Annotated in this window: 13 protein-coding genes; 9 read left to right on the forward strand and 4 right to left on the reverse strand. The window is 67.4% G+C overall.

The features are described 5' to 3' along the window. Positions 1–16: 16 nt before the first annotated feature. Genes sigI through ACZYZ7_RS01515 form a run of 5 tightly spaced genes read left to right on the forward strand, consistent with a single transcriptional unit; the run spans position 17 to position 5,392 of the window. Positions 17–871, forward strand: coding sequence for an RNA polymerase sigma factor SigI (gene sigI / locus ACZYZ7_RS01495; protein WP_450068843.1), 855 nt, complete (start codon positions 17–19; stop codon positions 869–871). Positions 872–912: 41 nt separating this feature from the next. Next, the gene (dxr, locus tag ACZYZ7_RS01500) at positions 913–2,097 is read left to right on the forward strand and encodes a 1-deoxy-D-xylulose-5-phosphate reductoisomerase (RefSeq protein WP_450068844.1); all 1,185 of its coding nucleotides are present in this window, start codon (positions 913–915) and stop codon (positions 2,095–2,097) included. Beyond that, positions 2,094–3,314: a M50 family metallopeptidase gene (locus ACZYZ7_RS01505; protein ID WP_135453704.1), complete on the forward strand. Its 1,221-nt coding sequence runs from the start codon at positions 2,094–2,096 to the stop codon at positions 3,312–3,314. Before dxr ends, ACZYZ7_RS01505 begins: the two co-directional genes overlap by 4 nt. A 10-nt stretch (positions 3,315–3,324) precedes the next feature. Further along, a complete protein-coding gene (ispG, locus tag ACZYZ7_RS01510) occupies positions 3,325–4,482 on the forward strand; it encodes a flavodoxin-dependent (E)-4-hydroxy-3-methylbut-2-enyl-diphosphate synthase (protein ID WP_210115501.1) in 1,158 nt (385 codons plus the stop codon). Positions 4,483–4,537: 55 nt separating this feature from the next. Beyond that, a complete protein-coding gene (locus ACZYZ7_RS01515; RefSeq protein ID WP_450068845.1) occupies positions 4,538–5,392 on the forward strand; it encodes a GNAT family N-acetyltransferase in 855 nt (284 codons plus the stop codon). 18 nt (positions 5,393–5,410) lie between these two features. Here the strand turns inward: ACZYZ7_RS01515 and ACZYZ7_RS01520 are convergent, their stop codons facing one another. Next, positions 5,411–5,962, reverse strand: a complete 552-nt coding sequence (locus tag ACZYZ7_RS01520; RefSeq protein ID WP_450068846.1) for a peroxiredoxin-like family protein — start codon at positions 5,960–5,962, stop codon at positions 5,411–5,413. Positions 5,963–6,038: 76 nt separating this feature from the next. Between ACZYZ7_RS01520 and ACZYZ7_RS01525 the strand changes: the two genes are divergently transcribed. The 3 genes from ACZYZ7_RS01525 (at position 6,039) to ACZYZ7_RS01535 (ending at position 9,178) form a co-directional block, all read left to right on the forward strand. Next, positions 6,039–6,647, forward strand: coding sequence for a TetR/AcrR family transcriptional regulator (locus tag ACZYZ7_RS01525; RefSeq protein WP_450068847.1), 609 nt, complete (start codon positions 6,039–6,041; stop codon positions 6,645–6,647). Positions 6,648–6,743: 96 nt separating this feature from the next. Further along, a complete protein-coding gene (locus ACZYZ7_RS01530) occupies positions 6,744–8,567 on the forward strand; it encodes a penicillin-binding transpeptidase domain-containing protein (protein WP_135453708.1) in 1,824 nt (607 codons plus the stop codon). 23 nt (positions 8,568–8,590) lie between these two features. Then, on the forward strand, positions 8,591–9,178 hold the full coding sequence (locus ACZYZ7_RS01535) for a DUF1707 SHOCT-like domain-containing protein (protein WP_463740067.1): 588 nt from the start codon (positions 8,591–8,593) through the stop codon (positions 9,176–9,178). Between the two features lie 7 nt (positions 9,179–9,185). Here ACZYZ7_RS01535 and ACZYZ7_RS01540 read toward each other — a convergent pair whose 3' ends face one another. The 3 genes from ACZYZ7_RS01540 to ACZYZ7_RS01550 all read right to left on the reverse strand — a co-directional run bounded on the left by ACZYZ7_RS01540 (position 9,186) and on the right by ACZYZ7_RS01550 (position 11,879). Beyond that, positions 9,186–9,566, reverse strand: a complete 381-nt coding sequence (locus tag ACZYZ7_RS01540; protein ID WP_450068848.1) for a PaaI family thioesterase — start codon at positions 9,564–9,566, stop codon at positions 9,186–9,188. Positions 9,567–9,636: 70 nt separating this feature from the next. Beyond that, positions 9,637–10,821 carry a sulfotransferase family protein gene (locus tag ACZYZ7_RS01545; protein ID WP_450068849.1) on the reverse strand — a complete coding sequence of 395 codons (1,185 nt, stop codon included), beginning with the start codon at positions 10,819–10,821 and terminating at the stop codon, positions 9,637–9,639. Then, positions 10,818–11,879 (reverse strand): DUF1214 domain-containing protein, encoded by a 1,062-nt coding sequence (locus tag ACZYZ7_RS01550; protein ID WP_450068850.1) that lies wholly within the window; start codon positions 11,877–11,879, stop codon positions 10,818–10,820. Before ACZYZ7_RS01550 ends, ACZYZ7_RS01545 begins: the two co-directional genes overlap by 4 nt. Positions 11,880–11,920: 41 nt before the next feature. Between ACZYZ7_RS01550 and ACZYZ7_RS01555 the strand changes: the two genes are divergently transcribed. Then, positions 11,921–12,505: a TetR family transcriptional regulator gene (locus ACZYZ7_RS01555; protein WP_450068851.1), complete on the forward strand. Its 585-nt coding sequence runs from the start codon at positions 11,921–11,923 to the stop codon at positions 12,503–12,505. Positions 12,506–12,519 lie beyond the last annotated feature (14 nt).

The following is a 12,519-nucleotide window of genomic DNA, read 5'->3' on the forward strand; positions in this document are numbered from 1 at the left end:
GATTCGTCGTAAGCACATGAACGGATCAGTGGGTATCGAGTCGGCCTGGCGGGAGCACCACCCGTACCTGGTCAATCTCGCCTACCAGATGGTGGGCGACATCGGCGACGCCGAGGACGTCGCCCAGGAGGCATTCCTGCGGCTCGCCCGCACCGACCATGAGCACCTCGACGACGTACGCGCCTGGCTCACGGTGGTGACCGGGCGGCTCTGCCTCGATCACGTTCGATCGGCCCGTTCCCGGCTCGAGCGTCCCGATCCGGGTGTGGTCCTGGCGTCGAAGGCGGCGGCCGACCTGGACCCTGCCGACCGGGTCACGCTCGACGACGAGGTGCGCGCCGCCTTGTTCGAGGTGCTGAACCGCCTCAGTCCCGGCGAACGCGTGGCGTTCGTGCTGCACGACGTCTTCGCGGTGCCGTTCGACGAAATCGCCGAGACGGTCGGCAGACCGGTGGGCACCTGTCGGCAGTTGGCGCGCCGGGCCAGGGAGAAGTTCACCGCCGAGGCGCACCGGCCGGTCGATGTCCGCGCCGTCGAACACCGTCAGGTGATGGAGAAGTTCATCTCCGCGTGCGCCTCCGGTGACGTGCGGGCGTTGACCGCGGTGCTCGACCCGACCGTGTGGGGCGTCGGTACGGTCCTCGCCGATCCGGCGCCGCCCCCACAGATCAACCACGGCCCCGACGTCGTCGCGACCAACTTGCTGCGCTACCTGGGGCCGGGAGCGACGCTGGTGTGCGGGGCAGCCGGCGAGCCGGTTCTCCTCGCCTACGACCATCGCCGGCTGTTCGCGGTCGTCACGCTGACCATCCGGGACGGCCTGGTGATGAAGATCGAGGCCACTGCGGACCCGGCGGCCCGGATGCGGTGACCGTCGGCGCCATCGGTCCCGGCACGCGGCACAATGTAACGGTGAGCGACACAACGCGCGTGCTGATACTCGGAAGTACCGGATCGATCGGCACCCAGGCGCTCGAGGTCATCGCGGCCAACCCTGACCGGTTCGAGGTCGTCGGCCTCGCCGCCGGCGGCGGTAACCCCGATCTGCTCGCCGCCCAGCGCGCCGCGACCGGCGTCAGCAACATTGCGGTCGCCGACCAGCGGGCCGCCGACCAGATCGGCGACGTGACATATGCCGGGCCCGACGCCGTCACCCGTCTGGTCGAGAACACTGAGGCCGACGTGGTGCTCAACGCACTGGTCGGGGCATTGGGGCTGGCGCCGACGCTGGCCGCCCTGGCCACCGGCGCGCGCTTGGCCCTGGCCAACAAGGAGTCGCTGGTCGCGGGCGGCCCGCTGGTGCTCAAGGCGGCCGCACCGGGGCAGATCGTTCCCGTGGACTCCGAGCATTCCGCGATGGCCCAATGTCTGCGCGGCGGCACCGCCGACGAGGTGGCCAAGATCGTGCTCACCGCGTCCGGCGGTCCGTTCCTGGGATGGTCGGCCGCCGACCTGGAATCGGTCACCCCGGAGCAGGCCGGAAAGCACCCGACCTGGTCAATGGGCCCGATGAACACGCTGAACTCGGCGACCCTGGTCAACAAGGGCCTGGAGCTGATCGAGACCCATCTGCTGTTCGGCATCGACTACGGCCGCATCGAGGTCGTGGTGCACCCACAGTCGATCGTGCACTCGATGGCGACCTTCACCGACGGCTCGACACTGGCGCAGGCCAGCCCACCGGATATGAAGCTGCCGATCGCGCTGGCGCTTGGCTGGCCGGCGCGGGTTCCCGGCGCGGCCCTGGCCTGCGACTTCACCACCGCCTCCACCTGGGAATTCCTCCCGCTGGACAACGAGGTGTTCCCCGCGGTGGATCTGGCTCGCCAGGCCGGAACCCGCGGCGGCTGCCTGACCGCGGTGTACAACGCCGCAAACGAGGAGGCCGCCGAGGCGTTCCTCGCGGGCCGGATCCCGTTCCCGGCGATCGTGCAAACCGTCGGTGACGTGTTGCATGCCGGCGACCAGTGGGCCGCCGAACCCGCTACCGTGGAAGACGTACTCGATGCGCAGCGGTGGGCCAGAGAAACGGCACGACGGGCCATCGACATGCACTTCGAGCAGAAATCCGTCAGAAAAGGGCTCGTCACCAAATGATGTTCGTCATCGGCATCGCGCTGTTCGCGCTGGCCATCCTGGTATCGGTGGCCCTGCACGAATGCGGGCACATGTGGGTGGCGCGTGCCACCGGCATGAAGGTGCGTCGCTACTTCGTGGGCTTCGGTCCGACACTGTGGTCGACGCGGCGTCCCAACCGCCTCGGCGAGACCGAATACGGCCTCAAGGCCATTCCGCTGGGCGGGTTCTGCGACATCGCCGGCATGACGTCCGTCGATGAGATCGCGCCCGAAGACCGGCCCTATGCGATGTACAAGCAGAAGGTGTGGAAGCGCGTCGCCGTGCTGTTCGCCGGCCCGGCGATGAACTTCATCATCGGACTGGTGCTTCTCTACGCGGTGGCGGTCATGTGGGGCCTACCCAACATCACCGCGCCCACCACCGCGATTGTCGGTGAAACGGGTTGTGTTGCAGCACAAGTGAGCCTGGACAAGATGGGTGAGTGCACGGGGCCCGGCCCCGCGGCATTGGCCGGCATCCAGGCCGGCGACGAGGTCGTCAAGGTCGGCGACACCAAGGTCTCCGATTTCAGCCAGATGGCCGCCGCGATCCGCAAACTGAACGGCCCGGTGACCATCGAGCTCAAGCGCGACGGTCAGACCATGACCAAGGTCGTCGATGTGACCCAGACGCAGCGGTTCACCAGCGCAGACGCCAAGGCGCCCGCCACGGTCGGCGCGATCGGTGTCAGCGCGGTCGAAGTGAAGCCGCCCACCCCGTACAGCCCGATCGCCGCGGTGCCCGCGACGTTCGCGTTCACCGGTGACCTGACCATCGAGTTGGGTAAGTCGCTGGCCAAGATTCCCACCAAGATCGGCGCCCTGGTTCATGCGATCGGCGGCGGTGAACGCGACAAGGAAACCCCGATCAGTGTGGTCGGCGCGAGCATCATCGGCGGCGAGACGGTCGAGGCCGGGCTGTGGGTGGCGTTCTGGTTCTTCCTGGCGCAGTTGAACTTTGTGCTCGGTGCGATCAACCTGGTGCCGCTGTTGCCGTTCGACGGCGGTCATATCGCGGTCGCGACGTACGAGAAGATCCGCAACATGATCCGGGCGGCCCGCGGCAAAGTCGCCGCAGGCCCCGTCAACTACCTCAAGCTCATGCCCGCCACGTACGTGGTGTTGCTGGTAGTGGTCAGCTACATGCTGCTGACCGTGACCGCAGACCTGGTCAACCCACTCAGCATCTTCCAGTAGGAGATCCCACATGACAGCGTCCATCGGTTTGGGAATGCCCGCACCCCCGGCGCCGACCCTGGCGCCGCGGCGTAAGACCCGACAGCTCATGGTGGGTGGTGTCGGCATCGGCAGCGAGCACCCGATCGCGGTGCAGTCCATGTGCACCACAAAGACTCACGACGTCAATTCGACGCTGCAGCAGATCGCCGAGCTGACCGCTTCCGGCTGCGACATCGTGCGGGTGGCCTGCCCTCGCCAGGAGGACGCGGACGCGCTCGCCGAGATCGCCCGGCACAGCCAGATCCCGGTGATCGCCGACATCCACTTCCAGCCCAAGTACATCTTCGCCGCGATCGACGCCGGCTGCGCGGCCGTGCGCGTCAACCCCGGCAACATCAAGGAATTCGACGGCCGGGTCAAAGAGGTCGCGAAGGCCGCGGGCGATGCGGGTATCCCGATTCGCATCGGCGTCAACGCCGGCTCGCTGGACCCCCGGCTGATGAAGAAGTACGGCAAGGCCACCCCCGAGGCGCTGGTCGAGTCCGCGCTGTGGGAGGCCTCGCTGTTCGAGGAGCACGGCTTCGGCGATATCAAGATCAGCGTCAAGCACAACGACCCGGTGATCATGGTCGAGGCCTACACACAGCTTGCCGCGCAGTGCGACTACCCGCTGCATCTCGGTGTCACCGAAGCGGGCCCGGCGTTCCAGGGCACGATCAAGTCCGCGGTGGCGTTCGGCGCGTTGCTGTCCAAGGGCATCGGCGACACGATCCGGGTGTCTCTGTCAGCGCCGCCGGCCGAAGAGGTCAAGGTCGGAAATCAGATCCTGGAGTCGCTGAACCTGCGGCCCCGCGGTCTGGAGATCGTGTCGTGCCCGTCGTGTGGGCGGGCCCAGGTCGACGTGTACACCCTGGCGAACGCGGTCAGTGCGGGCCTGGACGGGCTCGATGTACCGCTGCGGGTCGCGGTGATGGGTTGTGTGGTCAACGGTCCGGGGGAGGCCCGCGAGGCTGATCTCGGGGTGGCCTCCGGCAACGGCAAGGGCCAGATCTTCGTCAAGGGTGAGGTGATCAAGACCGTCCCCGAGGCGCAGATCGTCGAGACCCTGATCGAAGAGGCAATGCGCCTGGCGGAATCGGCCGGTTCAGATGATGCCACCGGTTCGCCTGTGGTGACCGTAAGCTGATAACGACCCTGTGAGCGGGGTCACCCAGCCTCGGCTTCAACAGAGAGAATCGTCCATGTCGGCTCCGCCACTGTTCCGCCTCGTCGACGAGCGCCGAGTATCCGTGGTGCGCGACGCCACCCCTTGCCTGCAGGTGTTCGACGAGGACCCGGTGGGGTCGTGCATGGTGGCCGCCCGCGTCGCCGAGTTCGGGGTCGAACACGGCGCGATCGGCGGGGAGCTGTGGACGAGGCGCGGTGTCACGGAGTCACTGTGTTACGCCGGTCCCAACCTGATCCCGTTGCGTGGGGATTCCGAGGATCTCAAGGCGTTCTCGGACAAGGCGATGAGTACCGCGCGTCGCTGCTCCTCGCTCGTCGGCCGGGCCGAGCTGGTACTGCCAATGTGGCGGCGGCTCGAATCGGTGTGGGGTACTGCCCGTGACGTCCGTGAGCAACAGCCGTTGATGGCACTGAACTCGATGCCGCACTGCGTGATCGATCCGGCGGTCCGCCCGGTACGCATGGAGGAACTCGACGCTTATCTGGTGGCCGCGGTCGACATGTTCATCGGCGAGGTCGGTGTCGACCCGCGGCTCGGTGACGGTGGCCGTGGCTACCGCCGCCGCATCGCCAGCCTGATCGCCGCGGGACGGGCGTGGGCCCGGTTCGAGCGCGGCGAGGTGGTGTTCAAGGCCGAGATCGGGTCGCAGTCGCCCGCAGTCGGCCAGATCCAGGGGGTGTGGGTGCATCCCGAGTGGCGCGGTCACGGATTGGGCACCGCAGGGACAGCGGCGCTGGCAGCCGCGGTGGTGGGCTCGGGCCGGATCGCGAGCCTGTACGTCAACAGCTACAACACCGTGGCGCGGGCGACGTACGCCCGCATCGGGTTCGAACAGGTCGGCACCTTCGCCACGGTGTTGCTGGACTGAGTGCTGCCGGAGTGAGCGTCACCGCCGTGCGGCGGTGGCCCGTAGCAGCAGGTCATCGACCGACCATTGGTCATCGGCATGCGAGCCGTATTTGGCGGCGAGCACCACGCCGTCCGGGGCGATGAGGAAATCCGCGGGTAGCCCGAGCCGGCCACCCACCTGCCTGCCGGCCGGGGCGCGGAACCGCCCGCGCAGTGTCAGCAGCCCGCCGTGGATGATCGCCGGCCAGCTGCGGGGATCGAGCAGCGCCCGGGGACCGGACTCGACGCCGAACTGCCGGTAGATCTCCTTCTCCGGATCGGCGATGGTGGCAAACGGCAGATCCGATGTGTGCTCGGCCAATTCGGCTGCGGGGGAGTGAAAGAAGACCACCTCGCGGATACCGGCGGCGCTGATCTCCGCGTGCCGGGCCACGAACGACTGCAGATGCAGATTGCAGATCGGACAACCCGCGAACCGTCTGAATTGCAGGTGTACCAGGCCGTGCGGATCGGGTACCGGGATGTGTTCGCCTGTGACACTGAGGAACTGGCGGCCGGGAACCGTCGTGGGCGGATCGGGTGGGGGCACGGCTCCTCCTCGTTAGCGTGTGGTGTACGCCTATAGATTGAAGGCTATAGGCGTACGGTGTACGCTGTCAATCGTCATGCCGCGCCCACGTTCGATCAGCCAAACTCAGCTCGCCGCAGCTGCGTTGGCGGTCGTTGACGCCGATGGGCTGGGGGGCCTGTCGATGCGGACCGTCGCCCGGCGGCTGGGCCTGGGCACCATGTCGCTGTACCGGTACGTCGCCGATCGCGACGAACTCGAAGCGCTCGTGGTGGACCTCGTACTCGGCGAGATGGATCCCGGACTGCCACAAGGCTCGGCGCGCCGCCAGCTCGTCGAGCTCGCCGAGCGTGTGCATGTTGCCGCCGCACGGCATCCCGCGGTGGTGCCCTTGCTGCTGACGCACCGGCACCGCTCGCCGGCGTCCTTGCGCTGGGGAGAAATGGTGCTCGGTGTGCTCACCGCCGCCGGCTACGGCGGCAAGCGCCGGGTGTATGCGTTCCGGGCGGTGCTGGCCTACATTTTCGGCGCCATCGAGATCGAGATGCTGGGAAGTCTGACCGGACCGGGAACTCGAACGCTGGCAGGTTTGTCTGCTGAGGAATATCCGCTGTTGTCGGAGACCGCGGCAGTGGCGCACGGCATCCAGCCGGATGAGGAATTCCGGCGCGGTCTCGAAATCCTGTTGCGTGCTCTGGACCTGTGACGCCGGCGGGGCTACTTGTCGGTCTCGCGACAGTCTCGGTTCGGTATCGGTGCGCCTCCGACGAAACCAGCGTCTACGTTTCTAACATCAGCCTCAATGGCAACTCAAACATCATCAGTCACACGAACCGCAGGCCTGTTCGCGGTCGTCGTGGTCCTTGGGGCTTCCGGGCTGAGCGCCTGCACCCCGAGGCCCAACGGGCCCGAACCCGCCGCCGAGCAGTTCTTCGCGGCACTGGCCACTGGTGACACCGCGGCCGCCGCTGCGCTGGCCGACCGGCCCGAGGATGCCAAGACCGCTCTCAGCGAAGCATGGAACGGCTTGCAGGCCACCCGGCTCGACGCGCAGATCCTGGGTTCGAAGTACGCCGAGGACACCGGCAGCGTCGCCTACCGCTACACCTGGCACCTGCCGAAGGACCGCACCTGGACCTACGACGGGCAGCTCAACATGGTCCGCGAGGAGGGTCGCTGGGAGGTGCGCTGGAGCGCGACCGGGCTGCACCCGAAACTCGGGGAGCACCAGACCTTTGCGCTGCGCGCCGACGCGCCGCGGCGGGCCTCGGTCAACGAGCGCGGCGGTACCGATGTGCTGGTGCCCGGCTACATCTATCACTACGCACTGGATGCCAGGTCGGCCGGCGCTGCGTTGATGCCGACGGCGCGGGCGGTCGCCGACGCGCTGCGGGGCTTCGATCCAGCCCTGGGTGATCCTCAGCTGCTTGCTGAACAAGCCAGCGCATCGGCACAGCCGATGAGCCTGATCACGCTGCGCCAATCCGACAACGACCGGATCGCGCCGGCCATCGGTCGGCTCCCCGGCGTCGTGCTCACCCCGCAGCCCGAAATGTTGCCGACCGACGAGACTTTCGCCCCGGCGATCGTCAATGAGGTCAAGCGATCGGTGGCCGACCAACTCGATGGTCAGCCGGGCTGGCGGGTGGTCACGGTCAACCAGAACGGCGTCGACGTCGATGTGCTCAACGAGGTGGTGGGCGATCCGGCACCGTCGATCACCATCAGCCTGGACCGCGCCGTGCAGAATGCCGCGCAGAACGCGGTCAACACCACGGGCAAGCAGGCGATGATCGTCGCGATCAAACCGTCCACCGGTGAGATCCTGGCTGTCGCGCAGAACGCGGCTGCCGATGCCATCGGCCCGCTCGCAACCATGGGCCAGTTCCCGCCGGGCTCGACTTTCAAGATGGTTACCGCCGGCGCCGCCATCGAGCGCGACATGGCAACGCCCAACACGCTTTTGGGGTGCCCCGGCACGCTCGACATCGGCCACCGGACCGTCACCAACTACGACACGTTCGATCTCGGCACGGTGCCGTTGTCGCGGGCGTTCGCCAATTCGTGCAACACCACCTTCGGCGAGCTCGCCAGCCGGATGCCACCGCGCGGCCTCACCCAGGCCGCTGCGCGTTACGGCATCGGCACCGACTATCAGGTGGACGGAATCTCCACGCTGACCGGTTCGGTGCCGCCGACGGTCGATCTGGCCGAGCGCACCGAGGACGGCTTCGGTCAGGGCAAGGTCCTGGTCAGCCCCTTCGGTATGGCACTGGCCGCCGCGACCGTGGCGGCCGGCAAGACGCCGGTGCCGCAACTCATCGAGGGACGCCAGACGATGGTCGACCGCGCGGGCGCCCCGATCAGCCCGAAGATGGTCGACGGGTTGCGGCCGATGATGCGACTGGTGGTCACCAACGGCACGGCGAAGGATCTCAACGGGCTCGGCGATGTGCGTGGCAAGACCGGGGAGGCCGAGTTCATGGGCGGCTCCCATTCCTGGTTCGCCGGCTACCGCGGGGACATGGCATTTGCCGCGCTCATCGTCGGCGGCGGCAGTTCGGAGTACGCGGTGCGCATGTGCAAGACCATGTTCGACGGGCTGCCCCCGGCCTATCTGGCCTGAACGGCGGTACCGTTGAACCTGCCATGACAGGGATCAACGAACAATCCGTGGACCTGCGCGTCTCCGATGCCGATCGCAACGGCACGTTGCGGCGACTGCACAATGCCGTCGCTCTCGGACTCATCGACATCGCCGAGTTCGAGGAGCGCTCGGCGATGGTGTCGCACGCCCGTCTGCATTCGGACCTCGATGCGTTGGTGGGTGACCTGCCCGGGCCCGGGGCGATCGTCACCACCGCCACCGACCGGGTCGAGTTGCGCGGGGTGCTGGGCTCGCTGAAACGCCAGGGTGAATGGACGGTCCCGACCCGGCTGGCGTTGGTGCGCCGGATGGGGTCGGTGGAGCTGGACCTGACCCGGGCCCGGTTCGCCCGGCCGATGGTGGTCATCGAGCTGGACATGAAGTTCGGGTCGGTGGAGATCCGGTTGCCCGAAGGGGCCAGTGCGTCGATCGATGACGTCGAGGTGATCGTGGGCAGCGCCGACGATCACCGCCGCGACGCCCCTGCTGAGGGCGCCCCGCACATCATCCTCACCGGCAAGGTGGTGTGCGGCTCGGTGGACATCCGTGGGCCGCGCCGGAACTGGAAGCTGACGCTGCGCCGGTCCTGACGTGCGCTCAACGCGGTTCAAGCACCGCGAACGTCAGTGTCGCGCGGGCGGCGAGCCGATCACGCGTGATGTCGGTGACATCGACCGACGTCACGATGAGGCGTTTGCCCGCCCGCACAATCTTCGCCTCCGCGCGGGCCGTGCCCATGATCGGCGCCAGGAAGTGGATGTTGAGGTCGGCGGTCGTCACGTCGTAACCGACGCCGCCGGCATTGCCGGCCAGCATGCCTGCCGCGATATCGATCAGGGTGGCTACCAGGCCGCCTTGAAGGGCGCCGCGGACGTTGGCGAGGTCCGGCCGGTTGTCCATCTCCAACACCAGTCGGTCGGCGGTCGACTCCACCTCGCGGTAGTCCAGCAGCTGCAGGACATGAACGGTTTCGGTCATCGCCGTACCTCAATCATCCCCGTACGGTAACACCATTACCGCTTCCTGAGAGGGCCGCTCTCCATCGGTGTCACCGCAGTGCCTCTGTAGGCACGCCGAAGCGTTCCTGATAGCCGGTGACCTGGGCCCGGACCTCCTCCGCGTCGAGACCGGTGTTGCTCCACGTGTATCGCGCGCCGCCGTTGTCCCCGGGGTGGGCGGCCAGGAAGTCGCGCATGCGCCCTTCGGCGACGGGGGTGAACTCGCGGTCCAGTGCCCCGTAGATGCCGCGGATCGTCGCGAACGGATCACGGATGAAGTCGGCGAATTGGACATCGACGATCTGGCCGGGCGCCAGCACCCCGGAGTCGCGGGCCTTCATCGAGTTCTCCAGCCCGACGACGATCTCCTCACGCGACTGCTGGGCACACTCGGCGATGTCGCTGTGATCGGAGGCCAGTCGACGCAGGTGCGTAGTGAGTGCGGCGATCGAGGAGATGACGTTGAGCGGATCGCGGTGGGTCTGCACGATCAGCGCGTCCGGATACTCGGTGACCAGTGCGTCCAGCTGCCACAGGTGTGCGGGCGATTTCAACAGCCACTGCGGTGTGGTACCTGGTCCGGGCACTCCGGATTGCAAGTGTTGCAGGAACATCCGGTGGTAGCGGTAGGCGTTTCGGTGGTCGGCGTCATGCAAGAGCCAGCGGTAGTAGGTGGGCAGTCGGTACTGGGTTGAGAAGATCATGCTGCAGAACTGTCCGGCCGACATCCGAACGCACTCCTGCCCGACCAGCGCACCCATCGGATGATGCGCCAGCAGACCGGGTACCAGCTGTTCGGACATCTCGATACTCGCCTGGATCTGGGCGATACGCGGATCCGTGGTGTAGGTATCCGGCTGCGGTAACGGCCAGGGCGCATCCACCTCCCAGGTCAGAGGTGGGCGTAGGGCGGGATCCTGGGCCAGCAGGTCGAACAGGATCGTGGTGCCGGTGCGCGGCTGGCCGACGATGAAGATGGGCCGCTCGACTGGTGTGGCCGCTACGGCGTTATTGTCCTTGCGCCACTGCATGATTCGGAGTCGGTTGACCAGCGGGTTGACGATGTCCATCACGGCGATCTCAACGCCCAAGTCGTTCAGTTGGGCTTCGGTCGCCAGCCCGTCGGCCAGCCGCGTGAGATCCTCGCGCCACCCGCCGGGCTCCCCGAAGTCGTCGGTACCTGCGATCTCGCAGGCTTGCGCGATCAGGGCGTCGGGGTCGAAGCGGTCGGTCATCGCACCGTCACCGTTACCTCGGGCGCGGCCGGATTGTCCAGCCAGCGCAACACCACGAACCCGCGGCGGCGGCCACCGGTGTCCAGCCAGTGACCGTTGCTGGAGTCCTTGCTGCCGATGGCAATTCGGACTTTTCCATCCGTGCCGGGAGAGACGCCTTTGTCGGTCACCGAACTGTGCCTGCGTCGCGGTTCGATGCACTCGTGCCAGATGTTCTCCAGCGTGACGTTCCAGTAGCGGGTGTCCGGCGGGGTGAACTCCAGGTGCAGTGTCTCGTCATCGGCGAGGTCGAACGTGCCGATCATGTAGAGGTTGTCGGGTGTGGTGTCCGCGGACCCCAGCGCGGCGGCTTCGGCGGTGACGAGCTCGTTGGGCCGGGTCAGCAGTTCCGGCTTGATGGTGCGGTGCAGCGTCGTCAGCTTCATCAGCGTCCAGGCCATCGCGGTGAACTGCTCGGCCACCTCGGCGTCGGTCGGCACCTGTGGGGGACCGGCGTCAAGGGTCTCGATGTGCAGGGTCGCCGGCGATTCGGTGGCCGCGTCACCGATGTACTCACGCACCACGACCGAGGCGGCGTCGGCGGGGATCTGCAGCCATTGCGCGCCGTCGAGTCCGGCCGGGCGCTCGGCCGACACGATGACCGTGAAGGTGTCGTCGTCGAGCTTCAGCTCGGTGTCGCTGAGGTAGGCGGCCATCCGCCGCGGAGTCATGCCGGTGCCGGCGAGCACCTGGAAACCCAGATAGGCGCTGGAGCCCCGGGTTCCGGTGATCTGGTAGGTGCGGTCGCCACGGATCATCGCGAGCAGGTAGCGGCCGTCGGGATTTGGGCCGCCGACCATCCTGGTGGGCGAGCACATGTCGAAGAACCACGGCAGTTCCGGGTCGGCCTCCACGGACAGCTCCGAGCACAGTGCCGTCACCCGGGAGACCACCCGCAGCCCGTCGAGCAGTTCACGCTCGTCGCGGGCATCGGCTTTCACGATCTCGGTGATGTCGCCGAGCATTTTCTGGACGAACTGCCAGGCTTCGAGAGTTTTTGGGGCGCGCTCTTCGCTCATGCGAGACACAATCTCAAATGAGACGTAGTCTCATACGGGAAATGGCCGAACCGATTCCCCTGAACATCCGCAAGCGCCGGGCCACCCGCGACCGGATCGCCGCATGCGCCGCGACGCTCGTGGCAGCCGACGGGCTGGCCGCAACCACGGTGGAGCGGATCGCCGCCGAGGCCGAGGTCGGCCGGGCCACCTTCTTCCGGTACTTCTCCTCCAAGGAGGACGCCGTCGCCGACGGGATGACCAGGCACTGGCTGGATGTCATCACCGCGCAACTGGCAGCCCAGCCCAGCGGATTGTCGGCGCGCGACGCCGTGGTGGCCGCGTTCCGTGACCTCGGCGACGGTTTCGACGCCATCAGCGATCAGGTGCGTGAGCTGGCCATTCTGACCCGGTCATCGCCGGCGCTGAACGCGTGGACACTGCAGATCTACGTCGGCTACGAGACGGCGATCGCCGAGCTGGTGGCCCCCAGATTCGCCGACCTGACCCCGAACGACGCCCGGCCGCGGCTCATCGGCGCGCTGGCGATGGCGTCGGTGCGCATCGCCCTGGACGACTGGCTGCAACATGGCGGATCGCTGCCGCAGCGGGTGGGCGCGGCGCTGGGGGCGTTGTCGGTGGGCTGACGATTAAGCTGTCC

Source organism: Mycobacterium sp. IDUB_17 (assembly GCF_055419465.1).